21 protein-coding genes are annotated in these 23,501 nt (G+C 68.0%); 6 read left to right on the forward strand and 15 right to left on the reverse strand.

Going from position 1 to position 23,501, the window contains the following annotated elements:
• Nucleotides 1-53 precede the first annotated feature (53 nt).
• Nucleotides 54-1,367 (forward strand): pentapeptide repeat-containing protein, encoded by a 1,314-nt coding sequence (locus ABNQ39_RS05465; RefSeq protein ID WP_376959395.1) that lies wholly within the window; start codon nucleotides 54-56, stop codon nucleotides 1,365-1,367.
• 98 nt (nucleotides 1,368-1,465) lie between these two features.
• On the opposite strand, the gene ABNQ39_RS05470 is transcribed toward ABNQ39_RS05465, so the two are convergent.
• Nucleotides 1,466-1,999 carry a MarR family winged helix-turn-helix transcriptional regulator gene (locus ABNQ39_RS05470; RefSeq protein WP_109051703.1) on the reverse strand — a complete coding sequence of 178 codons (534 nt, stop codon included), beginning with the start codon at nucleotides 1,997-1,999 and terminating at the stop codon, nucleotides 1,466-1,468.
• 535 nt (nucleotides 2,000-2,534) lie between these two features.
• On the opposite strand from ABNQ39_RS05470, the gene aguB reads away from it, so the two are divergent.
• Entirely contained in the window at nucleotides 2,535-3,443 is a 909-nt protein-coding gene (gene aguB, locus ABNQ39_RS05475) for an N-carbamoylputrescine amidase (RefSeq protein WP_376959396.1), read from the forward strand.
• A 48-nt stretch (nucleotides 3,444-3,491) separates the two neighbouring features.
• Here aguB and ABNQ39_RS05480 read toward each other — a convergent pair whose 3' ends face one another.
• Complete coding sequence (locus ABNQ39_RS05480; protein WP_376959397.1) at nucleotides 3,492-4,088, reverse strand: putative metalloprotease CJM1_0395 family protein; 597 nt, start codon at nucleotides 4,086-4,088, stop codon at nucleotides 3,492-3,494.
• A gap of 90 nt (nucleotides 4,089-4,178) precedes the next feature.
• On the reverse strand, nucleotides 4,179-5,213 hold the full coding sequence (locus ABNQ39_RS05485; protein ID WP_376959398.1) for a histone deacetylase family protein: 1,035 nt from the start codon (nucleotides 5,211-5,213) through the stop codon (nucleotides 4,179-4,181).
• Between the two features lie 334 nt (nucleotides 5,214-5,547).
• Between ABNQ39_RS05485 and ABNQ39_RS05490 the strand changes: the two genes are divergently transcribed.
• The 3 genes from ABNQ39_RS05490 (at nucleotide 5,548) to ABNQ39_RS05500 (ending at nucleotide 9,748) form a co-directional block, all read left to right on the forward strand.
• Nucleotides 5,548-8,355: an SLBB domain-containing protein gene (locus ABNQ39_RS05490; protein ID WP_376959399.1), complete on the forward strand. Its 2,808-nt coding sequence runs from the start codon at nucleotides 5,548-5,550 to the stop codon at nucleotides 8,353-8,355.
• Nucleotides 8,352-9,146, forward strand: a complete 795-nt coding sequence (locus ABNQ39_RS05495; RefSeq protein ID WP_376959400.1) for a colanic acid biosynthesis glycosyl transferase — start codon at nucleotides 8,352-8,354, stop codon at nucleotides 9,144-9,146. Before ABNQ39_RS05490 ends, ABNQ39_RS05495 begins: the two co-directional genes overlap by 4 nt.
• Before the next feature lie 134 nt (nucleotides 9,147-9,280).
• Nucleotides 9,281-9,748, forward strand: coding sequence for a helix-turn-helix domain-containing protein (locus tag ABNQ39_RS05500; RefSeq protein ID WP_098739736.1), 468 nt, complete (start codon nucleotides 9,281-9,283; stop codon nucleotides 9,746-9,748).
• Here the strand turns inward: ABNQ39_RS05500 and ABNQ39_RS05505 are convergent.
• The 5 genes from ABNQ39_RS05505 to ABNQ39_RS05525 are packed head-to-tail and all read right to left on the reverse strand — an operon-like array spanning nucleotide 9,658 to nucleotide 14,768.
• Nucleotides 9,658-10,707 (reverse strand): glycosyltransferase family 2 protein, encoded by a 1,050-nt coding sequence (locus ABNQ39_RS05505; RefSeq protein WP_376959401.1) that lies wholly within the window; start codon nucleotides 10,705-10,707, stop codon nucleotides 9,658-9,660. The genes ABNQ39_RS05500 and ABNQ39_RS05505 overlap by 91 nt on opposite strands.
• Nucleotides 10,708-10,718: 11 nt before the next feature.
• The gene (locus ABNQ39_RS05510; protein ID WP_376959402.1) at nucleotides 10,719-11,723 is read right to left on the reverse strand and encodes a hypothetical protein; all 1,005 of its coding nucleotides are present in this window, start codon (nucleotides 11,721-11,723) and stop codon (nucleotides 10,719-10,721) included.
• Complete coding sequence (locus ABNQ39_RS05515; protein ID WP_376959403.1) at nucleotides 11,716-12,972, reverse strand: glycosyltransferase family 4 protein; 1,257 nt, start codon at nucleotides 12,970-12,972, stop codon at nucleotides 11,716-11,718. Before ABNQ39_RS05515 ends, ABNQ39_RS05510 begins: the two co-directional genes overlap by 8 nt.
• A gap of 43 nt (nucleotides 12,973-13,015) precedes the next feature.
• The gene (locus tag ABNQ39_RS05520) at nucleotides 13,016-14,233 is read right to left on the reverse strand and encodes a hypothetical protein (protein ID WP_376959404.1); all 1,218 of its coding nucleotides are present in this window, start codon (nucleotides 14,231-14,233) and stop codon (nucleotides 13,016-13,018) included.
• 31 nt (nucleotides 14,234-14,264) lie between these two features.
• Nucleotides 14,265-14,768: a hypothetical protein gene (locus ABNQ39_RS05525; protein WP_376959405.1), complete on the reverse strand. Its 504-nt coding sequence runs from the start codon at nucleotides 14,766-14,768 to the stop codon at nucleotides 14,265-14,267.
• A 380-nt stretch (nucleotides 14,769-15,148) separates the two neighbouring features.
• Between ABNQ39_RS05525 and hutG the strand changes: the two genes are divergently transcribed.
• Complete coding sequence (gene hutG, locus ABNQ39_RS05530; RefSeq protein WP_376959406.1) at nucleotides 15,149-15,973, forward strand: N-formylglutamate deformylase; 825 nt, start codon at nucleotides 15,149-15,151, stop codon at nucleotides 15,971-15,973.
• Nucleotides 15,974-16,081: 108 nt separating this feature from the next.
• Here the strand turns inward: hutG and ABNQ39_RS05535 are convergent, their stop codons facing one another.
• The 7 genes from ABNQ39_RS05535 to ABNQ39_RS05565 all read right to left on the reverse strand — a co-directional run bounded on the left by ABNQ39_RS05535 (nucleotide 16,082) and on the right by ABNQ39_RS05565 (nucleotide 23,483).
• Entirely contained in the window at nucleotides 16,082-17,752 is a 1,671-nt protein-coding gene (locus ABNQ39_RS05535; RefSeq protein WP_376959407.1) for an ATP-binding protein, read from the reverse strand.
• Between the two features lie 482 nt (nucleotides 17,753-18,234).
• Complete coding sequence (locus ABNQ39_RS05540; RefSeq protein ID WP_376959408.1) at nucleotides 18,235-18,717, reverse strand: MarR family winged helix-turn-helix transcriptional regulator; 483 nt, start codon at nucleotides 18,715-18,717, stop codon at nucleotides 18,235-18,237.
• A 223-nt stretch (nucleotides 18,718-18,940) separates the two neighbouring features.
• Nucleotides 18,941-19,720: an SDR family oxidoreductase gene (locus ABNQ39_RS05545; protein ID WP_174474253.1), complete on the reverse strand. Its 780-nt coding sequence runs from the start codon at nucleotides 19,718-19,720 to the stop codon at nucleotides 18,941-18,943.
• A gap of 23 nt (nucleotides 19,721-19,743) precedes the next feature.
• A complete protein-coding gene (locus ABNQ39_RS05550) occupies nucleotides 19,744-20,466 on the reverse strand; it encodes an HdaA/DnaA family protein (protein WP_376959409.1) in 723 nt (240 codons plus the stop codon).
• 13 nt (nucleotides 20,467-20,479) lie between these two features.
• Nucleotides 20,480-21,547: an AI-2E family transporter gene (locus tag ABNQ39_RS05555; protein ID WP_376959410.1), complete on the reverse strand. Its 1,068-nt coding sequence runs from the start codon at nucleotides 21,545-21,547 to the stop codon at nucleotides 20,480-20,482.
• Nucleotides 21,544-22,104: a CDP-alcohol phosphatidyltransferase family protein gene (locus ABNQ39_RS05560; RefSeq protein ID WP_376959411.1), complete on the reverse strand. Its 561-nt coding sequence runs from the start codon at nucleotides 22,102-22,104 to the stop codon at nucleotides 21,544-21,546. Before ABNQ39_RS05560 ends, ABNQ39_RS05555 begins: the two co-directional genes overlap by 4 nt.
• Complete coding sequence (locus ABNQ39_RS05565) at nucleotides 22,101-23,483, reverse strand: DUF2066 domain-containing protein (protein WP_376959412.1); 1,383 nt, start codon at nucleotides 23,481-23,483, stop codon at nucleotides 22,101-22,103. The genes ABNQ39_RS05560 and ABNQ39_RS05565 overlap by 4 nt, the downstream gene beginning before the upstream one ends.
• Nucleotides 23,484-23,501 lie beyond the last annotated feature (18 nt).

Below are 23,501 nucleotides of genomic sequence, written 5' to 3' on the forward strand. Positions count from 1 at the left end.
CGGAACACTGGTCTATCGATGGACCACGCAACCATGCAGACCGGACAGGATCGATGACACCGCACGAGTTGGTTGCCGTGCTGGAAAAGCACGAGCGCTGGCTGAAGAACAAGTCGGGCGGTTCGCGCGCCAACCTGACCATGGCGAACATGGAAGGGTCGAACCTGTCCGGGGTCAATCTGGCCCAGGGCAAGCTGTCCGGCGCCAACCTGTCCCATTGCGACCTGTCGAACGCCAATCTCAGCACCGCCGACCTGTTTGCCGCGCACCTGACGAAGGCCGACCTGTCGGGCTGCAACCTCTATCGCGCCGACCTGCGTGGCGCCCACATGCGTGGCGCCAAGCTGAAGCGTGCGATCCTCAAGGAGGCCGACCTGCGCGGCGGCGCCCTGCTGTATGGCGGGCATGGCGGCAAGAATGGCAAGGGGCTCGATTTCGTCCGCTCCGACCTGTCGGGCACGGATTTCGACGATGCGTCGCTGAACAACGCCAACCTGTCGGGCGCCGACCTGACCGACGTGTCGATGAACGGTGCCGACTGCGAGGGCGCGCTGCTGACCGGCGCCACGCTGATGCGCGCCAGCATGAAAAGCTGCAATCTCGCCCGCGCCGACCTGCGCGGCAGCAACCTGTCCGGCGTGAACTTGCAGGGAGCGGTGCTGCGCGACGCCAACCTGACCGGCGCCATGCTGGCCGGAGCCAACCTGCGCAACGCCGACCTTCAGGGGGCGAAGCTGGAGGGCGCCGATCTGGCCGGGGCCGACACCACCGGCGCCAATCTGGCGCGGTCGGCCGACAATTTCTCGGTCCAGATCCAGCAGGCGCTGCACAGCCATTACACCTGGATCAACACCAACGGGGCGATGGGTGCAAGGGCCGACCTGACCGGCGCCGACCTCAGCCACATCGACCTGTCCGGGGTCAATTTGTCGGGTGCCAATCTGAAGCGGGCCAATCTCAGCGGCGCCAAGATGCGCGAGGCGCTGCTGATCATGTGCGACATCTCCGAAGCGGTGCTGGACGGCGCCGATTTCAGCGGGGCGATTCTGGACGGCGCCAATCTGCGCGGTGCCAATATGACCGGAATCCGGCTGGACGGGGCGGGAGTCGGCTGGGTCGATATAAAGGGACCGGACGGTCAGCCAACCGGTCGCCTGTGGGCAGCGAATCTGACCGGCGGAAGGCTGACCGGAAGTTCCTGCGTCCGCACCAACCTGCGCGGCGCCAACCTGTCAGACTGCGATTTCAGCAACGCCAACCTGACCGGCGCGATCCTCAGCGACGCCAACATCCGCGACGCGAAATTCACCGGCGCCAACCTGACCGGCGCCAGCCTGCCGCCGCCGCCGGACCCGGACGACGATTGATCCGAAAGGTGGCTGATCGGACGGACGGCCGCTCCGGGCAAATCTTCCGAGATCGACTGAAATGGGACGGCAGGAGCAGCGGACCGAAACCGCCCGCGCTACCTCTCGTCCCGCCCGCCCCCGTCTTCGCCGTCGCGGGCCGCCGCACAGGCGGCGTTGAGGTTGGCGCCGACACGGCGCAGCACCTCCAGCGTCAGGTCCAGATCTTCCGGCGCAATGCCGTCGATGGCGATCTGGGCGATCTCCGACGCGCTGGGCATCATCGTCTGACGCAAGGCCCGGCCCTTGTCGGTCAGGAAGACGTTCATCTTGCGACGGTCGTGGCTGTTGCGCACGCGCTGGACCAGCCCCTGGCTCTCCATCACGTTGACGGCGGTGACCGTGGTCGGCTCCATCATGCCCACGCGGTGACTGAGCTCCCGCTGGGTCAATCCGTCCTCTTCCCACAAGGCACGCAGGAAGAACCATTGCCCCATGCTAACCCCCGACCGCGCGATGCGTGTCTGGAGGGCGCGGGCGAAGGCGCGATTCACGTCCCGGACGACGAACGATAAAGCACCGTCGGCCGAACCGGCCGCGTCTTCCGACTCGCCAGGGCGTTCCGGCTCCCACCCCTTGACAGACGCCTCCATACCGACAATCTCTCTGCCGTCGTTCCCGTGCCCACAGCCACCCCAGCCCGTCGGCTGCGATGGACGGACAGCCGCCTGTCGAGGCGACGCCGCCGCATTGCATCCACCGGGTCCATGCCTGTCTGGTAATACCACCTTGACACGAGTGGGCATGGCTGCGTCATCCAATCATAACGTGTTGTGTGCAAAGCGCAAATCAATTGCGCAGCCATCTGTCACCGGCATGCAATGATATGCCGGCTTTGGTCATCCAAATTGCCGGCAGCTTAAGCAGAACCCATCCACCGACTCTTCGCATGGCCGACTTGTGTCACATCCATCTTTTTGGCACCGTCGGCAGACACCATATCCGCATATGATGATCGATATGATGATTGCCGATTGGATCGGTTTTATTTGGCAATTCGTACAGCGCCAGAACGTTAAATGAATATTTCGCTAAATTGTTGAGAATTCCCTTCCGACCATTTGCAACTGCCGCGACCTTTGGTCACATAAGCCTCGAACCGCCCTTCATAGGAGCCGTGAGCCCGCGATGACCGCTTCGCCAACCGTCCTTTCGTCCCGTACCGTCACTGTCGCCGCCACCCAGATGGCCTGCAGCTGGGACCGTGCCGCCAACGTCGATGGCGTCGAATCGCTGATTCGCGAGGCTGCCGCCAAGGGCGCGCAGATCATCCTGCCGCAGGAGCTGTTCGAGACCCCCTATTTCTGCAAGGACCAGAAGCAGTCGTTGTTCGAACTGGCTGCGCCGGCCGAGGGTCACCCGGTGATCGAACGGATGCAGGCCCTTGCGCGGGAGCTGTCGGTGGTCATCCCCGTCAGCTTCTTCGAGAAGGCCCGCAACGCCTATTACAACTCGATGGCCATGGTCGATGCGGACGGCAGCCTGCTGGGCATCTACCGCAAGTCCCACATTCCCGACGGCCCCGGCTATCAGGAAAAGTTCTATTTCAGCCCCGGCGACAGCGGCATCCAGGTGTTCAAGACCCGCTACGCCACGGTGGGCTGCGCCATCTGCTGGGACCAATGGTTCCCGGAGACGGCGCGCGTCATGGCGCTGAAAGGGGCGGAGATCCTGCTCTATCCCACCGCCATCGGATCGGAACCGCAGGACTCCTCAATCGACAGCCAGGGCCATTGGACCAGGGTGATGCAGGGCCATGCCGGCGCCAACCTCATGCCGCTGGTGGCCTCCAACCGAGTCGGGGTTGAGCAGGGAGAAGGCTGCGCGCTGACCTTCTATGGCTCGTCCTTTATCGCCGGCCCGCAGGGGGAGATCGTCGCGCAGGCCGACCGCGAGAGCCGGACGGTCCTGACCGCCAGCTTCGATCTCGACCGCATCGCGGCGCAGCGCGCCTCCTGGGGCGTCTTCCGCGACCGGCGGCCGGAGCTGTATGGCGCCCTGCTGACGCTGGACGGCGAAACCACCCCGCGTCGCTGACCGGTAAGGAGGGGAGCTGACGCTGGCGACAGGCGCTGCGCCGCGGCGTCAGACCGTCAGCCCCTTCCCCGATCCAGAATTGCGTCCCGCAGTGCCGAGCGACTGTGCCGCACCATAGGCGGCGGCAGCGCGGGCGGACGCCGTATCGCCACCCTGCCGGCGCTGTTCGGATTGGGCTTGCAGCTTCGCCGCATCGGCCTGTGCGGCGACTCGCAAGTCCTGAGGCGAGGGATCGGCCGGGGCGAGCGCCGCGGCCTTGACCTGCTCCATCTTGGCGACTGTGGCCGCCGGTTCCGATTCGGCGCTGGCATCGATCGGCACCTCGCCGGCGGTGGCGTAGTTCTTGCCGTCCGGACCGCGGGTGAAGGTGAAGGAGGCGCCGCCGGCATGGGCACCGCCGGCCGCCTGATGCGCCGCCTCATGCTGGCGGACGCTGGTGTCGGCCTGCTTGAGTTTCTGGACCTGCTGCCGGGCTGCGTCGGACAGGGTAACGCTGTCGGCGGAGCCGCTCTTGCCATCCTGAGCGCCGGAATCCTGAGCACCGGATGCGTCCTTCCCGTCCCGCCGCAGCGGCACGCTGCGCGGGGTGAAATAGGTTCCGATCGACGGGCTGGAAATGGGAAGGTCGGCAGCCACCGCCCGCATCCTCACTCAGATGCCGAACTTCCCATCAATTTAGGACGATTCGTCCGCACCGGCAACGATATGGCGTATCCCTGCGCCCGTCCCTCCGCCTCAGACCTGCTCGAAGCCGGTCAGGACATTGGCGACATTCACGCCCAGATCGTCGACAGCATAGCCGCCTTCCAGCACGAACAGGGTCGGCAGGCCTATTCCGGCGATGGCGGCGCCCATGCGCAGGAAATCCTCGGACAACAGGCGGAAACGGGAAATCGGGTCGCCGCCATAGGTGTCGGCACCCAGCGACAGCACCAGCGCGTCGGCGCCGAACTCGCGGATGCGTGCCGCCGCGACGGCCAGCGCCTGGGCGTAGGCGCTCCAGTCGGTCCCCCAGGGCAGCGTCAGGTTCAGGTTCGCTCCGTCCCCGGCCCCCGCTCCGGTCTCATCGGCATGACCGCAGAAATAGGGGAATTCGTCGGCCGGATCGGCATGGATCGACACGAACAGCACGTCGCCACGCTCCCAGAAGATCTCCTGGGTGCCGTTGCCATGGTGATAATCAACGTCCAGCACCGCCACGCGCGCAGCCCCACCGTCGCGCAGGGATTGCGCCGCGATGGCCGCGTTGTTCAGGAAGCAGTAGCCGCCGTAGAAGGCGTGGCCGGCATGATGGCCCGGCGGACGGCACAGCGCAAAAGCGCTGCGGTCGCCGGCCCGCAGACGGTCGGCACCGGTCAGTGCGCTGTCGGCTGCGGATGTCGCGGCCCGCCAAGTGCCCGCGGTGATCGGCGTCCCCGCATCGAAGGAGTAGAAGCCGAGCCGTCCATCGATGGACCGGGGCACCCGCCGCCGCGACATTCCCGGCGCCACCCAGTTCAGCGGCAGCGCGTCGATGTCGGCGCCATGCTCCGCCACCCAGTCGTCCCAGGCGGCCTGGAGAAAGCCGAGATAGCCGGCGTCGTGCACCCGTTGCAGCGGGGCCATGCCGTGACGGGTGGGCTCCACGACCGGCCCCAGCCCGACCGCCTCGATCCGCGCCCGGACGATGTCGGCACGCGCGGGCTTCTCGTAGCAGGGAACGAGTTGGCCGTCGTTGAGTTCGGACCGGCCGGCCTGCAGCCGGTGTTCTTCGCTGTGGATGACGATCACGCCGTTGGCTTCCTTGACTGGTTCGCCGTCCCGGAAAGAGTCGGACCGGCGGAAGGCCGCCTCATCATAGCGCCGCCCCACCGTCCGCGGATGCCACCCTTTTGCATGGCGCCCCGGACGCAGGCCATTGCCTTTCGGCCTATTGCACGCGATAGTGTTCGATATCGATCACTCGCGCTGTGCGGGTGATTGCTGGGGTTGTTGGACATCCATGTTGGCTGCTGCGTGCAGGATATTCGCCCGAATTGCGCCCGGGGCGGCGTTGATTCTGTGGGCGTGCGCCGTGTCGGCCGCCGGGCCTGCGCGGGGCGATCCACCATTGCCGCGGCCTCAGTTGGCATCGACGGACTCCCCCCTGGAGACGGCCTTCTCCACCCGTGCGGGAGAGCCGTTGCGCCAGTTCGGCTATGACCTGTTCGCCTTGACCGCCGATGCGGTTTCGGCGGCCGAGGCCGCGCCCGGCGCCATCCAGGGCGACTATGTCCTGAACACCGGCGATACCGTTCTGGTCACCCTGCGCGGCCAGAAATCCTTCAGCAAACGCTTCACCGTCGACCGAAACGGCCAACTGGTGGTGGACGATCTGCGGCCGTTGACGGCTGCCGGCCTGACGCTGGACGCCCTGCGACGCGACCTGGCCGCCACCGTCGCCGCCACCTGGCCCAGCACCGATGCCTTCGCCTCGCTGGCGGAGGTGCGGCGAATCGGCGTGCTGGTCACCGGCGCCGTCCGCCGCCCCGGCCGGCAGGAGATCAGCGCTTTCGCCACCGTGCTCGATGCGCTGTCGGCCGCCGGTGGTGTGGATCGTGGCGGCAGCCTGCGGGCGGTCAGGCTGATGCGGCCCGGCGGTGCGGTCATGGTCGACCTCTATGCCCTGCAAATCGCCGGTGCCACCGGCAACGCGGATATGCCGTTGCGTGACGGTGACCGTCTGTTCGTCCCGCCGCTCGGCGCCACCGTCGCGATTGCCGGACCGGTGAAGCGGCCGGGCATCTACGAACTGCCGCCGGATGGCGGCCGCTTGTCGGCGTCGGAGATGCGCGACCTCGCCGGTGGCGCGCTGCGGCCCGGTCGCGGCCGGCTTGTGCGATTCGGCATCGGGCCGTCGGGCGAGGAAACGGCGGAGGAGATCGCCGACCCCGACGCCAAGCAGTTCGGTGACGGCGACCTGCTGCTGATCGCGCCGGAACGGGAAGACCGCCGCGGCGAGGTCCGGCTCGACGGACATGTGCTGCGTCCCGGCCCACGCGCGCTGACCCGGGCTAAATCCTTGTCCGGACTGATTTCCCGTGCGGACCTGCGCCCATCGGCCTATTTTCCCTTCGCCGCCCTGGAAAGCACCGCCCCTGCCACGGCAGCGCGCAGCCTGCGGCCGGTCGACCTGTCGGCCGTTCTGAATGGACGCGACCGCCGGCAGCTTTCGGACGGCGACACGCTCTATGTCCTGGGGACTGCGGACGTCGATTTCCTGACGTCGGAGGCGGTGCTGGCCCTGCTGCGCGGCGAACGCCAGCCGCCGCAGAATGCCTGCCCCGGTCTGGTCGCGCTGGCCCGCATCCTGGCGGCGGAGCCGGCCGGTCCCCTCGCCACCGGCCCGCAGGCGCACGCCGCCGCCACTCTGACCGGTTCCCGCACTCCCTGCCCGCCCCTGTTCTCGACGGTGCCGGATTTGCTGCCGCTGGCCCTGCGCCACTCGGTTCTGCGGCTGACCGGTGCGCCGCGGCCCGGTTTCTATCCCGTGGCCGATGGAGCGGAGAGCGCCGGCGCGCGCGAGACCATCGTCGAATCGGAAGCGTCTCAATATGAGCTGATCGGCCATGTCCGCCGGCCCGGCACCCGCCGGTTGCCGGTAGGGGCCACGCTGCGCCAGGCGCTGGCGGAGGGCAAGGCGCTGAAACGCGACGTGTATCCGCTGCTTGGCATCGTCGAACGCTATGACCGGCGGACGTTGACCCGCGCCTATCTGCCGTTTTCCCCGCAGGAGGTGGCTGCCGGACGTGCCGACCGCGCCCTGAGCGACGGAGACCGCATTCACCTGTTCGCCACCGACGACATCCGCGGCCTGGTGAAGCCCGCCGAATCGAAGGTGGACAGCAAGGCGGACGACGAGTCCGAACCGCCGATGCTGGCGGCCCTGCTCGATCCGGCCATCGTCACGGTGATTGGGGAGCGAACCGTCCAACTGCGCGGCGCCGTGCGCGATCCCGGCGGCTATCCGGTCGCCGACCTAACGCCGCTGGCGGCCCTGGTCGCTGCGGCAGGTGGGCTGTCCACCGACGCCGACCCCACGGTGGCGGAACTGACCGCCGCCAACGGCACACGCAGCGCCATCGACCTGACCCGCGACGGCGCCCGCAGAATCGGCCCCGGCGATGCGCTGCGGATCAACCCGCGCCCGCAGGCGCTGGAGGCGCGCGCGGTCGCCATCGAAGGGGCGGTGCGCCGTCCCGGCCGCTACGACATCGGCCGCGGCGAGACGCTGTCCTCCCTGATCGCGCGGGCCGGCGGCCTGATCGACGACGCCTATCCGGCAGGAGCCGTGCTGACCCGCGAGAGCGAACGCCGCCGCGAGAGGGAGCAGTTCCAGCTGCAAGCGCGCGAGTTGGAGCGCACGCTGGCTCTGGAGGTGGAGAAGGGCGAACCGGTGAAGGCGGAGAATGTCGCGCTGGCCCGCCAGCTCGCCGCCCAACTCCGCGCGGCCGAGCCGCTCGGCCGCGTGGTGGTGGAAGCGGACCCGGCTGTCCTGCGCAGCCGGCCGGCTCTCGACCCGCTTCTGGAGCCCGATGACCGGATCGTGATCCCGAAGCGACCGCTGACCGTGGCAGTGTCGGGCGAGGTTCTGCATCCGACCGCGGCGCAGTTCGTCAGCGGCAAGGGTGCTGAGGATTACCTGAACGAGGCGGGCGGTCCGACCCGCGATGCCGACACCGGCCGCAGTTTCCTGGTCCTGCCGGACGGCCGGGCTCGGCCACTGGCGCTGTCCTCGTGGAACCATCGGGTGGACGTTATCCCGCCCGGATCGATTCTGGTGGTGCCGCGCGACCCCCGTCCCTTCGACGGGCTGGACGCCACCAAGGCCATCGGCAACATCCTGAGCCAGCTGGCGATTACGGCAGCGTCGATTTCGGTGATCACACGATGACGGCGCCCGCCCCGCTCCGACTCGGCGTCCTGACCGTGGTCCGCGACGACTGCGCCGGATTGGTCGACACCTATGACAGCCTGCGCGGGCAGCTCGGTGCCGGTATCGTCTGGCTGGTCGCCGACGGCGCCTCCACCGACGGAACGGCGGAATGGCTGATGGGCCATGCCAATGTCCCGCTGTGGTGGCGCTCAGCCCGCGACTCGGGACTGTACGATGCGATGAACGATGCGCTCGCCGCCGCGGGCCGGCTGGGCTGCAGCCATGTGCTATTCCTGAATGCCGGCGACCGGCTGGCTGGGTCGGACAGCGGCAAGCGGCTTTTGCAAGCGATTGCCCGGCATCCCGACTGCGCCCTTCTCTATGGCGATGCGCTGGAACGGCTGGGTGACGGACGTATCCTGCTGAAGCGTGCCCGCTCCCACCGCTGGGCATCGCTGGGCATGTTCACCCACCATCAGGCGATGATTTATTCTGTGACCGCGTTGGCAGGGCTGCGCTTCGACTCCGGGTACCGGATCGCGGCCGACTATGACTTCACCTTGTCGGTGCTGAAGCGCGGACGAGCCGAGCGGCTGCACTGGCCGGTCTGTCTGTTCGCGGCCGGAGGCCTGTCGCAGCGCGACGCAACCGCTGGCCGGCATGAGCAGACAGCGATTCGACAACGGCATTTCGGCCATGGCACCGCACACGCGGCAATGATCGCAATGGCTCAACGAGTCGCACTGGCATTACGTCATTACCTTCCCGCTCTATACGCGAAATTACGTTTCCGATGCCCTGAAATTTAATGTCTTTCGCTCTCTTCCTCCCCCTTCCACCCAAACGGACCGTTGATACGCACAAATGGTTGCATAGAATTTACTTTCTGAACTAAGCATTCTCGCGGCGCCTTCCCTCTGGCTTTCCTTTCGAGGTACGACTTATGAGCGCGACCAAAACCAAACTCGCCCCCGCCCACACCCTGTCGCGCCGCGGCGAAGGTCCCAACCCCATCGACATCCATGTCGGAGCCCGCCTGCGGCTTCGCCGGACCCTGCTTGGCCTGAGCCAGGAGAAGCTGGGCGAAGCGGTTGGGATCACCTTCCAGCAGCTCCAGAAATACGAGCGTGGGTCGAACCGCATCAGCGCCAGCCGCCTTTACAATCTCTCCCAGGTTCTCGGTGTGCCGGTCAGCTACTTCTTCGACGACATGCCGTCGCCCGACCAGATTGCCGCCGAAGTCCCGTCCGAGGCGATGAGCGAGACGGACGAGTTCGAATCGATGGCTCGCCGCGAGACGCTGGAACTGGTGCGCGCCTATTACCGGATCGAGGATCCGGGTGTGCGCAAGCGGACCTTCGACCTGCTCAAGGCGCTGGGCGGCGACCGGATCGCGCTGCTCGAAGAATAAGGGTCGCCGGCCGGACGGTCGGTCCGGACAGACTCGGAGGCGGCGCGGATGGCCGGGAAACGGTCGAACGCTCCCGGTCCTATTGCTGCCGACCGCATCTTGAGCCCGACCTGCCAATAGTAGAACGCGCGTGCCAGCGCGTGGTCGAGCCCGGCTGCGCCATCGAGGGCGCCAAGGCGCAGCACATAGGCATGCAGAAATGCCAAGAGCGGCCGGCCCGGCAAGCGCTGGAAAAGCCGCTTCTGCATGCGCCGGCCAAGGAGGACGCGGAGGCTGGGAAAGGCGCTGGAGCCGCCATCCGGTTCACCCGTTATCAGCCGCTCCATCCGACCGTCGGCACGAATCGCCGCCTCCCAATCGGAATAGCGGTTGTGACGGTCGAACCAGGCCGAGAGCGGCTTGGCATCCTCATGGTCCATCGGGTGGCGAAGCCGGCCGATCGTACCGGCCACCTGCGGCTGGTAGTGCCCCTCCACCTCCCACATCGCGGCGATATCCAGGTCGGGCTGATCGGGAAAGAGCGCGCGCCGACGGTCCAGCAGAGCGAGCTTGCGATTCCAGCAGCCGAAACGCAGTCGCCGGCCGCGGATGACCGGCCTGCCGTCGATCCAGTAAGCCGCGCAGGCAGGGCCAGCCGCCATCAGCCGGGCGATCTCCTCAACCAGTTCCGCTGTCAGCCGCTCGTCGGCATCGACGAACAGAACCCAGTCATGGGCGAATGGCAGAGTATCCAGGCACCACTGTTTCTTCTTGGGGTAGCGGCCATTCCAGCGGAAGGGGATCAGGCGGGCGCCGTGTGACCGTGCGATGTTCGGCGTACCGTCATCGCTGCCGCTGTCGACCACGAAGCACTCGGCGAATCGGGCGAGCGGCGCCAGGCAACGCGGCAGGTTGGCCGCCTCGTTGCGCGTCATCACCACCACGGAGACCGGAATGGCGGTCATGGCGGGCGCAGGCATGTTGGACATCCTCATGGCGCCGTCCCCACCTCCGTCGTCCGTTCCCGCAGGGCATGGGACACGGATAGGGCGAATCCGGCGGCGACAAGCCCGACCAGCCCGGCCAGCGGAATCACCACGGCCGGGTTCGGCCAGTCCGGCAGGGTGGCGGCGGCCGGCGGCTGGATCATGTCGGCGGCAAAGGGCAGATCGACGCCGATCATCATCGCCACCCGCTCTTGATCCAGCAGCAGGTCGCTCAGCGCCTGCCGGTGTTCCGCCACAGTGACGGCACCGAGACGAAGCTTGATGTGGGCGATCTGGGCGGCACTGCGCCGGGCCGCCTCCGCCCGCAGATGGGCGTCGGTGGCCGCGGCGATCCGCCCGAGCAGTTCCACTGCAATCGCCCGGTCGGCATGGCGGAAGGTGATCCGCCGCATCGGCCCCGACCGCAGCATGTCGACAACCAGCCGATCACGCAGGGCGCGCGCCACGCGGTCGCCGTCCGGCTCAACCCAATCCTCGCGCCCGACCGACGCCAGCAAAGCCCGCTTCACCGCTGGAAACAATCCGGGCGGCGGACGCCAACGCTCCACCTCCGCATCCCAGCGTTCGGAAAAGAGGGCGCGCAGGATGTTGGGGTCCGCAGCCAGACGGTCGGCCACCGGCCCCGAACCGAACAGTTCAAGATAGCGGGCGAAGTCGGACAGCGATTCATCACCCGCCCCCGGCTCGGCAACACCGGCGGAGTCGCGGCCGTTGAGCGTCGGCACCCGTGCCCCCATCGCGGCGGAGCCGACCCGGGCCGTCGGCCCGATCACCATTGCCGCAGTATAGGCCGGCGTCACCAGCCACAGAGCCGCCACCGCCAGCGCCAGACCGCCCAACCAGCCGCCAAGCAACCAGCGCCAGCCGGTCCGCAGGGTGCGGACGAAACTGCGCAGGTCGCCCTCCCCCCCTCCGGCCATCGGCAGAGCCAGCGTCATGGCATGCGGTTGAGGCTGGGGGTGACGCGGGGCGATGACGCCGTCAGGCATGGGGCAACGGCCTCCCCAACAGGGTCCGAGCGGCACGGCGTGCCTCGACCAGACGTTCGGCCAACCCGACGAAGGCTGCGGCGGCACGGTCGGCCGTCCAGTCTTCGGCCTTTCTGGCAGCACGCTCTCCCTCAGCGGCGCAGCGGTCAGGGCCGGCGGCATAGGCGCGCACGGCTTCGGCGATGGCGGCCCCGTCGAACGGGTCGATCACCATGCCGCATCCGTCCATCTGGGCCGCCACCTCGCTTCCGGCCGGTCCCAGGAACAGGCAGGGCCGGCCGGCCGCCTGCACCCCGGCCAGCTTGCTCGGCACCAGAAGCCCCTCCGCCGCCGGGTCCATCGCCACCAGATGCAGGTCGGCAGCGGACAGGCACTCCGCCAGCCGGTCGGCAGGCTGCCAGGGAAGCCGGCGCAGGTTGCGCAACCCTCGGCGGCGTGCAGCGTCTTCCAATGCAGCGAAGCCCCTGCCCTCGCCGACCAGCAGGACAATCACGGATGGATCGCTGTGCTGCAGCCGGGCCGCCGCCTCCAGAACGCCGTCCATCGGATGGGCAAGCCCCAGCGTTCCGGAATAGGCCACCAGGAAGCGGCCGTCGCCCTCCGTCAACCCCAGCGAGCGGCGGACGCCGTTGCCGGCCTTCTCCAGGGGGCGGATCGCCGGATCGGGCCAGTTCGGCAGCAGGGTCACCCGGTCCGCCGCCACGCCGGACGCGACGATGCGTTCGCGCATGCAGCGCCCGATGGCGATCACCCCATCCTGCCGCCGCAATGCCCGCGCCATGCCACGCCCGGCGACGCGGAGGAGCAGGTCCGGCATCCGCACGCCCAGCACCGGCAGAAGGTCCGGGTAAAGATCCTGGCACCAGTGCAGCGATGCCGCACCATGGCGCGCAGCCAAAACCGGACCGGCCAGCGCCAGCATCGGCGGATCGGTCATCGTCACGACGAGGTCATGGCGTGGCAGGCGCAGGGCCCGAGCCGTCAGTCGGCAAAGCGAGTCGAGATAGGCGCGCGTGTCGGGCCGCTCACCCTCCGCAACCTTGCGGCCGGTACGGATGAGCGTGACCCCATCCGGAACAGCGCGGTTCGGCGCCTCATCGCTGAGCTGCTCGCCATCCGCCACCACCGTCACCCGCCAGCCGGCGGCCGCGATTCGCCTGGACAAATCCGACAGGCAACGGCCGGTCGCCCCGCGGTCGGGCGGGAACACCCGGTTGATGAAAATGATGGACGGTAGGTCGAGCGGCACGGCGCACCGAAGCGTGAATTACACGCGAAAGTATGAAGATCCTCTAAGGATCAGACAACCCCTTCCTGCACTCGGCCGCCAAAAGCATCAGAGATAGGATGATGCCGGTGTCGAGATACTTAAAGCTGGTGTGGAGGCAGAGCGCCATCGCCAGCGGCGGCACCACCGCCAGGGCCAGCGGCGGATCGGCCGCCAGCAACCCGCACCAGGGTCTGACCAGCGCGCCGAGGTAGGCCACCAGCGCCACCATGCCGCACAGTCCGGTCTTCAGCAGGCTGTAGCTCGCCAGCGTGTGGGTATAGCTGACCCGCCAGCCGCCCACCGCCGGATTGGCGATCCGTGCGCCCCAGCCGTCACCGAACAGCAGTGCCCAGGGAGAGGCGACGGCATGCTCGATCACCGCCGCCGCCTCTTCCCACCGGGCATTGATCCCGGTCAGCCGCGTCTTCTCCGCCGCCTGCTGCCACGCTCCGACCAGCGCATCCCCACCGACGGCAACCGCCAGCCCCAGACCGATCAGCAGAGGCAAGGCCAGCCACGCCTGCCGCCGTGCCCACCACAGGGCGATCACCGCCAGCGACAGCAGCGCCAACCCCAGCGCGGTGCGGTGGACCGCTCCGGCCAGCGCGGCAAGGCAGAGAGCTCCACCGACGGCGCAGGGGATCGCGGCGAGCCACCAGCGGAACCGGCCGCCGATGCCGACCAGCGACAAGGCCGTTGCCGGCAGGACCACGGCAGCGAACAGCACCGCAGGCGCATTGAGCAAATAAGCGCCACCGTCGGCCATCGCCCGCTGTCCGATGGCGCCGAACCCCCACTCCGCCTGCCGCCACCAGCGCAAGGCCAGCAGCAGGCCGGCAATGCCAAGCCCACCGGCCAACGCCCGCACGGCGGTTCGCCCTGCGGCGCGCAGCACCGGCACCAGAAGCACGGGAAGGAACAGGTACAGGAGAGGAACGACGTCGCGCAGGATATCGACCGCGTCCCACCCCAGCACCGCCCCGCGCAGCAACGACACCCAGAACAGCCAGGCGAATGCCGCAATCGCCACCGGCATCCATCCAGTGCTGGGGGGTATCCGCAGCGCATGGCCGCTCGCCACCGCCAGCGGCCATTTCCAGCCGATCGACAGCAGGATCAGAAGGCCAATGGACAGTTCCACCCCTCGCAGGGCCGGGGGCGCCGGCACGCTGAGGCCACCATAGAGAAGCAGGGCCGCCGCCATCGACAGCGCGCCCATCCGGGCGGCGGCCACCGTCATGGCCGCCGCTCGCGGAAATCGGCCGCGTGGCTCAGGCCCAGCGCTGCTCGGCGCGGTCCAGGCGGTAGAACAGACCTTCCTGCGGGCGCAACCACAAGGTTCCGGTCAGGGTCAGCGGTTCCCGCGTCGCCGGCAGGGCGATGGATGTGTGGACATGCATCATGGTCGCCGGCCCTGGGCTTTCGCAGGCGGGACAGCCCATCGGATTGGCCGACAGGATGAAGCGGTTGTGGCTGGCGCCGTCGGTCAGCGGCACCATGAAGCCGCGCACGGTGACCGGCCGGCCATCCAACGCCGACACCTTCACCGGAAATTGCGGATCGCCGGTCAGACCGCCCATCCGCACGGCGCCGAGGTCGCGCCAGATCGCCGTGGACTCGTCCAGCGGCAGATGGAAGGGTCCGGCGGGATGGCTCGGCGCCTCCGGCGCTCCGGCGGCCCAAACGGCCCAACCGGCGACGGGGGCGAGCGCAAGCGGCAACAGAATCTGGCGCCGGCCGGGCATGGCCGTGCCAAGACGGGTGGCGGTGGTCATGGTCGCTTCTCCCCTGCTGCGTTGCTTCGTCACCGGGGCTGCGAAATCGGGGCGCCGTGTGTTGTCGAAGTCTTTTGTCCGGTCGCCTGGGAACTATCCGAGGAACAGCTTTGTCCGGTGCGGGGCGACGCCTTCTGTTGGGCGGTCGCCGATTGCGCGAAAGTCTCCGGCAAGCGCAGTTCAAGGTCAACCGGCAATTCTGCCGGGCGCAGCAGGAAATGGAACGCGTAAGGACAGGTTTCCACCAACCCGGCATCCCCATCCTTTCAAAAAAACGCAATCTGTTTGACGGGGTGCGGCACCGCCCGTCATAGTCCCACCGCTGCCCCTGCCGCACTGCACACAGTGCGGCGCAAGCCGTTCCGATGACGAGACGAGCCATGGAAACCTTCCGCTTCCAGCCGGGCGAAACCCCGGTCCTGCTCAGCATTCCGCATGTCGGGACCATGATTCCGCCGGACATCGCCGCAACGATGACGCCGGAGGGACTGGCGCAGCCCGACGTCGACCGCCATCTGGACCGGTTGTACCACTTCTCCCCCGCACTCGGAATCGGTTTCCTGACGGCGCTGTGCTCGCGTTATGTGGTGGACCTCAACCGCGATCCCGACGGCATCGTGCCGCAGCCGGGGCAAGACCCCACCGAAATCTGCCCCCTGACGACGTTCGACCGCGCCCCGATCTATCGACCGGGACTGGAGCCCAGCCGTGCGGAGATCGAGCGGCGGGTCGGCGCCTATTGGCGTCCGTATCATGAGCAGATGCGCAGCGAGCTGCGCGCCTTGCGCGACCGCTACGGGGTGGCGATCCTATTCGACGCCCATTCGGTGCGCAGCACGGTTCCGCGCTTCTTCGACGGCACCCTGCCCGACTTCAACCTGGGCACCGGCGATGGCAGCAGCGCCGCCCAGCCGCTGGTCGTCCGGCTGATGAACGTACTTTCGGCATCGGAGCGCTATTCAGCCGCGCTGAACGGCCGCCTGCGCGGCGGTTACATCATCCGCAGCTATGGCCAGCCGGAAGAGAACATCCACGCTATCCAGCTGGAGCTGACCCAGTCTACCTACATGGACGAGGACACCCCCTATCACTTCCGCCCGGCGCTGGCGGCAGAGGTGAAGCCGTCGCTGGAGCGGCTGCTGAGCGTCGTGGTCGAATGGGCGTGGCAGAAGGCCAGCGGCCAGCGGCGGGCGGCGTTCCTGTAACGCCTCACCGCCTGCCAAAAGACCCGTCGTGCAAAAGGGTCCACCATGAAAGAGTGGCCCTCCCCCGTCGCCGGGGAAGGGCCGAAGGACGGCCTGATCGGGGATGGATCAGATCTGGCCGCGCTCGCTGGCCTGACGCATCAGGACATATTGGCGCATCATCTGGTTGCGGAAGCGGTAGCGCTCAAGTCCCGGCTCGACCACCGGGGCTAGGACGCCGCCATGGTCCTCCCGCGTCAGACGCTTCAGCAGGTCTAGCGTCGAGGCGCTCGGCAGTTCTCCGCTGTCACCAGCCAGATCGTTGGGATCGAACACGCCATAGGCATCGGCCGGACACAGCGCCGTAGCCAGCAGCGCGTCCTCCAGCTCGGCCCGGCGGTCGGCGGCCAGCGCACGGGCGTAGCTCTCGACGATGCCGCGCTCGGCTTCCTGCAGGCAGCGGGCGACGGCATAGGCCAGATCCGGCCGCTCCACCAGCTTGCTTCCGCGGCTGACGGCGCTGCGCGCCGCATGCAGGCCGAGAAGCTGGGCGTAATAGGGCAGGCCACGCACGAACTCCGCGATCCGCCGCACCACGTCGGGAGCGAACTCGATGCCGGCATTCTGCGCACCGGCCTGGATCAGCCGGCCGATTTCCTGATCGGTCATCAGCGGCAGATGAACCGGAACCAGCGAGCGCTGGATCGACGGGTGCTTGCCCAGCAGCTGGTCGAGATTCTCGGCGACGCCAACCACCAGCAGGGTGACCGGGATCGAGCTGTCGGTCAGGTTCTTGAACAGCTCCGCCAGCTTGTTGCGGAAATCCTCGTCCTGGACGCGGTCGTACTCGTCAAGGATCAGCAGCACATGGGTGGCGTGGATGCCCGACAGAACCTCGTTCAGCTCGGTGACGCTGAAGGTGCCGTCCGGCAGCAGCTCATTCAGGCTGGCGAAGTTGCGCCGCGCCGCGAACGGATTGTCGAGCGCGGAACGGTAATAGGTCGACGGAATCTTCTTCAGGAAGTGCCTGAAGATGTCCTCGAAACTCAGTTCGCCGCTGCAGGTCAGCTTCAGCGACAGATAGCCCGCCTGCCCGGCGATCTTCTCGATCGCGTTGGCGACGGAGGTCTTTCCGCGGCCGCGGTCGCCATAAAGGATGACGTGCGCCCGCTCCTCCTCGATGGCCGAGATGATGCGGCGCAGCGTGTCGTTGCGGCCGATGAACAGGCCGTTCAGTTGCTGCTTCGGCCGGGTCGGCGTGAAAGCTTCGCGCAGCAGGCCGTTCAGTTCCGGCGTCAGGCCCTTCAGCATGGCCGGCGCATTGGCACCCATGCCGCCACGATAGCCGCCGTTGACCGACATGGTGAAGCGCGGCAGGTCGTGTTCGCCCTCGGCATCCTGGCCGCCCGGCTGCGGGAACATATGGCCGCGGCGGTCGCCGGTGGCCTCGTTGTCGATGATATCGGGCAGCCGCGGCGCGGCCGGACCGCGCATCGCTTCGAAGCCGGCACGGCCACCGATGCCGCCGCCCATGTTGCTGTCCACCGGACGCAGGTGAGCCCCACCGGGCCGGGCGAATCCCGGTCCATTGGAAAGGCCACCGGCACCGGCATTGCCCATTCCAGGCCCCGCGACGCCGGGACCGCCCATGCCCGGTCCACCCATGCCCGGCCCGCCGGTCAGCGGGTTCGAACCAAGGCCGCCACCGGTGATGCCCGGATTACCAAGGCCGCCACCGGCAGCCGGCATGCGCTCGTCGGCCACAGCGGCCGAACGACGCTTTCGAAAGAAATTCCGCATCCGTCCCAATCCCCACGCGTTGTCGGCGTTCGCGGAACCGGCCCCCTTTCGGCTTCTCGAATGGGCCAGGGACGGGTCCGCGTGTTCCCGATGTAAGCGCTGCGCCGGCCGGGGTGGGCTGGGATTTCGGATATAATACCGACGCGGCATTCCCCCTTTGGGGACCTCTTTCGAAGGGATGCGCCCCCGAAACCCTCGGGCGCATCCCGGCCATCCTCAGCCGATCAGAATCGGCCCGACCGTGGCCCAGCCGTAGAGCACCGCCAGGAAAAAGGCGAGGGTCATGCATTCACGCAGGAAAGCCAGAACCGACATGCCAACCTCCATCGTTCGTGTCTTGTTCTGATAGAGCTATCAGAACGGACAAGGAACATCAATCGGTCAGTTCCGTCTATGTTCCTGTTACGGACTCGGGTGTTCCATTCTGGACACAGATCGAACGGACAGGAGGTAGAAAGTTACGTATCGAATGCAGGACTCTGTCAGGCCGGATCGGCGTCGTCGTAGCGGATCAGGTCGGTCCAAGCGCGCTCCAGCCGGCGCAGCGTGCGATAGGTGGTTTCGAAGTCGGCACCGTCGCTGTCGGTGCGCAGAAAGGTGTCGGCGCGCGTCGCTTCCAGCTTCTTCAGCGCTTCGCAGGCGGCCAGCCCCTGGGCGGACAGCTTGAGCCGGGCTGCCCGCCGGTCGCGCTGGGACGGGCTGCGGTCGACATAGCCCGCCTCCACCAGATGCTTCAGATTGTAGGACGCGTTGGAGCCCAGATAATAGCCGCGCTCCAGCAGATCGCGGACAGACAGCTCCTCGGTGCCTATGTGCAGCAGCATCAGCGCCTGTGTCGGGCTGAGGTCGGTCACGCCGATGCGGGCCAGTTCCATCCGAAGCACGTCAAGGAAGCGCCGGGTGATGCTTTCCATGACGCGGCCAAGGTCGGTGTAGACCGCGGGGGCCGCCACACTCTGCTGCATGCTCATCGTTCCTGTGCCAGTGGCTCGCAAAAGCCGTTGTCCGGTCGCCGCGGCACTGCCGCGTTTTGCCGACCGGCGGACCGGGGAAGCGGTGCCCAAGCCGATGCTGGAGCGCCCCTTCCCGTTGCCGTTTCTTAATGACCTGTGACGATGGGCGGATTTTATTGCGAATTGGAGAGACAAACTTGAGACGCGGCGGTCAACCGTGCCCTGGTACCGCAGGTTACATCGTGCCGGGAAAGGCTCCGCCATCCAAAAGGATGTTCTGCCCAGTCATGAAACCCGAGCTTGCGGCACAAAGGAAGGCACAGGCAGCCCCGAATTCCTCCGGATCGCCGAATCGGCCGGAGGGATTCGACTTGCGGCGCAGCTCCATCTCTTCGTCGATGCTGCGTCCACCGGCCTTGGCACCGCCTTCCATCGTCTTGCGCAGGCGGTCGGTCTCGAAGGGGCCGGGCAGCAGGTTGTTGATGGTGACGTTGTGCTTCACCGTCTGGCGCGACAAACCGGCGACGAAGCCGGTCAGACCGGTGCGGGCACCGTTGGACAGGCCCAGAATCGGGATCGGCGCCTTCACGGCGGCCGAGGTGATGTTGACGATCCGGCCGAACCCCCGGGACATCATGCCGTCCACCGTCGCCTTGATCAGGAAGATCGGCGTCAGCATGTTGGCGTCCAGCGCGCGGATCCAATCCTCGCGGTCCCAGTCGTGGAAGTCGCCCGGCGGCGGACCGCCCGCGTTGTTGATCAGGATGTCCGGCTCCGGGCAGGCGGCCAGCGCCGCCGCCCGCCCCTCCTCCGTCGAGATGTCTCCGGCGGCGGTGGTGACGGTGACGCCGGTCGCCTTGCGGATCTCCTCGGCGGTCGCCTCCAGCGCATCGGCGTTGCGGGCGGTCAGGGTGACATGGACGCCCTCACGGGCCAGCGCGAAGGCGCAGGCGCGGCCCAGCCCCTTGCTGGCGGCGCAGACGATGGCGCGGCGGCCGGCGATACCCAAATCCATGGTCGTCTCTTCCCTTGTCGGTATCAGAGGGTCGTTTTGGAACCGGATCGTTGCGGTTCCGTCCGTTGCAGTTCCGAAAGGACTTCCCGGGCCAACGGCACGGTCACGCCACGATGGGCCGCCAGCGACGCATGGTCCAGCGCCGCCACCAGACGGCGGGCGAAATCGAGCGACCGCTCCATCCGCGCCAGAAGATAGGTGATGACCTCCATCCCCGGCCGCAACTGGCGGTCGGCGAACAGCTTGACCAGAACCGCGGCGAGCAGCGCGTCGTCGGGCGGCCGGACCTCGACCGCCGGCGCGCCCTTGATGCGCGACCGCAGGTCGGGAAGTTTCGTCCGCCAGTGCGACGGCGCCTTGCGCGACAGCAGCAGAAGATGGCCCTGCTGTTCGCGGGCGAGGTTGTAGAGATGGAACAGCGCCTGTTCCCGCTCCGGCCTGCCGGCAACCATGTCGGCATCCTCGACGACCACCGCATTGGCGGGGGCCAGCAGGGACGGCACCGTTGCCGACTCGAGGGCATCGCCGCGGGTCACCAGGGCATGGCTGCGGGCGCGCCAGACCTGGGACAGGTGGGTCTTGCCGCAGCCGGCGGGTCCGTACAGCGTCAGCGCCGGGGCGGGCCAGGACGGCCAGCGGTCCAGCCACGCCACGGCATCGGCGTTGCTGGGTGCGACGAGGAAATCCTCGCAGCCCATCGCCGTCCGGTGCCCGAGATCGAGCGGTATCTGCGCCGGCAAGCTCATGCGGACACACCCATCAGCGTTCCGCGTCGATGCCGCGGTAGTACGGGCTCGAGAGATACTGTCGCAAGGCGAAGCGGGTCAACACGCCGATCACCGCAGCCACCGGAACCGCCAGCAGCACGCCGACGAATCCGAACAGGCTGCCGCCGGCCAGCAGGGCGAACATCACCCACACCGCATGCAGCCCGACCTTGTCGCCCACCAGCTTCGGCGTCAGGACATTGCCTTCCACCGCCTGTCCGAACAGGAAGATGCCGATGACGATGGCGACGCGCCAGAACTCGTCGAACTGCAGCAGGGCAAGGCCGGTGCTGGCGACGAAGCCGAACAGAGTGCCGACATAGGGGATGAAGGACAGGAGCCCGGCCATCAGGCCGATCACCAGCCCGAAATCCAGCCCCGCCGCCGACAGCGCCAGTGCATAGAAGACGCCCAGCACGACGCAGACCGTCGCCTGCCCGCGCACGAAACCGGACAGGGTGACGTTCACCTCCCGCGCCTGCTCGCGCACCGTCTCGGCATGCTGGCGCGGCAGCCACGAATCGACCTTCCCCACCATCAGATCCCAGTCGCGCATCATATAGAAGGCGACGACGGGGGTGATGAACATCAGGGTGACGATGTCGAACAGCGCCAGCCCGCCCGACAGGATGCGTGTGACGACGCGGCCGACCAGCCCCGCCACCTCTCCGGCATAATTGCCGGCGGCGGCGCGCAGCCGCTCGACATCGTCGGCCGGCAGGCGGTGGATGAAGCGGTTCAGCGCCGGGATCAGCCGCTCCTTCGCCAGGGTCGCATAGTTCGGCAGCACCTCCAGCAGGTGGGAGACCTGCCCCTGCACCAGCGGCAGCAGAAGCAGCGCCATCAGCACCATGACCAGCACGAAGCCCAGCAGCACCAGCGTGGTGCCGAACCAGCGCGGCAGCCGCGCCGCCTCCAGCCGGTCGACCGCGGGGTCGAGCAGATAGGCGATGGCCAGCCCGACCACGAAGGGCAAAAGCATGTCCGCCAGCAGCCACAGCGCCAGAACGAACAGCCCCAGGCCAATCAGCCAGAAGCGGAGCTGCTTGGCCGGCGTCACGGAACGCCGCCGAGCCGATTGAACAGCAGGGCGCCGCGCCGGGCGTACAGCACACCGGACAGCACCGTCGTCACCGTGCAGACGTACACCAGCACATCGACCAGTTCCCAGCCGTTCAGGTGGATGTCCGGCAGCCCCAGTGCCGGCGGCGCCAGCACGGCGGCGGCCAGCGCGATCTGCACCACCGTGTTCACCTTGCTGATGTAGAGCGGCTGCATCGCCAGCGTCTCCTTCAGCGTGAACAGCAGGATGACGCCGCCGATGATCATGATGTCGCGGAACACCACCATCATCGCCAGCCACAACGGGATGGTGCCGACCCAGGCCAGGGCGATGTACACCCCGACGATCAGCGCCTTGTCGGCCAGCGGATCGAGATAGCCGCCCAGCACCGTACGCGCGCGGAACATGCGGGCGATGGCGCCGTCCAGCGCATCGGACAGGCCGGCGGCGACGAAGAGGGCGAAGGCCCACTCCATTCTGCCGGTGAGGATCATGTACATCGCGGCCGGAACCGCCACGATGCGCAGGAACGTGATGATGTTGGGTACGCTCACGGTGCGCTCTTCGCCGGCAGCGTTCCCAGGTTGCGCGGCGGGGCGCCCATCGTGCCCACGGCACCCGCATCCATCGGCGCCGAGGGCGCCAGAGAGGTCGGCGAGGCCATCGGCGCGGCGGAGGACGGAACGGCACCGGCCGACGCGGTACCCGACCCGCGCGGCAGCAGCGTCAGTTGCCAGTCAGCCGACGGAGCCGGCAGCGCGGGGTAACCGGCGGCAACAGGGGCGGCGACGGGAGGTGCGGCATGCGCGAAGCTCAGATCCTGGCGGGCGAGCGCCTGGGCCAGCTGTTCGGGCGCACCGCGATAGGTCAGGGTGATCAGCGCCTCGCTGCGGGTGATCGACATCAGCGTGTTGCGGGTCACCGCATTGACGGCGGACAGCCGCTTGCGCGTTTCCACCCAGTCGTTCACCGCCGTCAGCGGCACACGGACGAGGGTGTTCTGCTCCGGCCCGGTGGCGGTGGTGTGCTCGCGCTTCCACGAATCGTCCACCTGGGTGCCGACCGACGCGACGGCACGGTTCAGCAGCTCGTCGGCGGTGCCGCCGCCCTTCACCTGCACCGTCTGGTTCTCGCGCGTGCCGTCGAGCCCGTAACGGGTGACGTCGACCGTCAGGCCGCGGGCCGGATCGGGGCCGTTGGCCGGAAGATCGGTGCGGGCGACGACCACCCCGCCGGCCTTGTAAGCCTGGGCGATGCGGGCGAGCGCGTCGGCATTGCCGGCGACGGCATCCTCGCCGCTGATCGCCTGGGCATCGGACAGTTCGCCGTCCGGCACCACCAGCGGCACCAGAGAGGCGGCGGGCTGCCGCGCCTCCCAGGCCGCACGCCAGGGGGTGCGGTCCTGCCACAGGATGGTACGCCCGTCGGTCAGCGTCACCGGCAGGATGACGAAGGGCCGCGACGGCGGCTCCACATACTGGGCGGCACCGCCGCTCTGACCGAGGGCGTCGCGCACCGCATTGGGCCGGAACCGCACGGTGATGGCGCCGACATAGCGGCTTGCCGACACCTTCTCCTCGTCGATCTCGAAGCCCTGGACCAGCTTGGCGATCTCGCCGTCGGACAGGCGCGGAGGGTTGCCGCCGCCGGGAACGAGCCGGCGGTACAGCTCCACCCAGGCCTTGGCCTGCGCCTCGCGGATCGCCTGATCGCGCACGGTGGTCGGATTGCTGCCGTTGATGTCGACCCGGACGCCGGACACCGCGAAGGGGTCTGCAGCGGACGGGGCGGCGGCAGCGGAGGTGGCGGCGGAGACGGCGGCCGGCGGCGGGGAACCGGTCTGCGCCCCGGCCGGCCCGGTCATCGTCACGACCAGAGCGGTGGACATGGCAGCAAGACCGGCGAGGAGCGGCGCGCGGCGGCGGTGGAGCATTGCAAAGCCTTCCGATTC

Origin of the sequence: Azospirillum sp. A26, from assembly GCF_042604635.1 — a bacterium.
Lineage (GTDB): Bacteria > Pseudomonadota > Alphaproteobacteria > Azospirillales > Azospirillaceae > Azospirillum > Azospirillum palustre.

Coding starts and splice junctions, on each gene's coding strand:
- ABNQ39_RS05495 (WP_376959400.1), top strand. CDS start 8,352: ATGACGGCGCCCGCCCCGCTCCGACTCGGCGTCCTGACCGTGGTCCGC.
- ABNQ39_RS05540 (WP_376959408.1), bottom strand. CDS start 18,717: ATGCAGCAGAGTGTGGCGGCCCCCGCGGTCTACACCGACCTTGGCCGC.
- ABNQ39_RS05545 (WP_174474253.1), bottom strand. CDS start 19,720: ATGGATTTGGGTATCGCCGGCCGCCGCGCCATCGTCTGCGCCGCCAGC.
- ABNQ39_RS05520 (WP_376959404.1), bottom strand. CDS start 14,233: ATGACGGTGGCCGCCGCCCGGATGGGCGCGCTGTCGATGGCGGCGGCC.
- ABNQ39_RS05470 (WP_109051703.1), bottom strand. CDS start 1,999: ATGGAGGCGTCTGTCAAGGGGTGGGAGCCGGAACGCCCTGGCGAGTCG.
- aguB (WP_376959396.1), top strand. CDS start 2,535: ATGACCGCTTCGCCAACCGTCCTTTCGTCCCGTACCGTCACTGTCGCC.
- ABNQ39_RS05565 (WP_376959412.1), bottom strand. CDS start 23,483: ATGCTCCACCGCCGCCGCGCGCCGCTCCTCGCCGGTCTTGCTGCCATG.
- ABNQ39_RS05535 (WP_376959407.1), bottom strand. CDS start 17,752: ATGCGGAATTTCTTTCGAAAGCGTCGTTCGGCCGCTGTGGCCGACGAG.
- ABNQ39_RS05480 (WP_376959397.1), bottom strand. CDS start 4,088: ATGCGGGCGGTGGCTGCCGACCTTCCCATTTCCAGCCCGTCGATCGGA.
- hutG (WP_376959406.1), top strand. CDS start 15,149: ATGGAAACCTTCCGCTTCCAGCCGGGCGAAACCCCGGTCCTGCTCAGC.
- ABNQ39_RS05510 (WP_376959402.1), bottom strand. CDS start 11,723: ATGCCTGACGGCGTCATCGCCCCGCGTCACCCCCAGCCTCAACCGCAT.
- ABNQ39_RS05525 (WP_376959405.1), bottom strand. CDS start 14,768: ATGACCACCGCCACCCGTCTTGGCACGGCCATGCCCGGCCGGCGCCAG.
- ABNQ39_RS05465 (WP_376959395.1), top strand. CDS start 54: ATGACACCGCACGAGTTGGTTGCCGTGCTGGAAAAGCACGAGCGCTGG.
- ABNQ39_RS05505 (WP_376959401.1), bottom strand. CDS start 10,707: ATGCCTGCGCCCGCCATGACCGCCATTCCGGTCTCCGTGGTGGTGATG.
- ABNQ39_RS05550 (WP_376959409.1), bottom strand. CDS start 20,466: ATGAGCTTGCCGGCGCAGATACCGCTCGATCTCGGGCACCGGACGGCG.
- ABNQ39_RS05500 (WP_098739736.1), top strand. CDS start 9,281: ATGAGCGCGACCAAAACCAAACTCGCCCCCGCCCACACCCTGTCGCGC.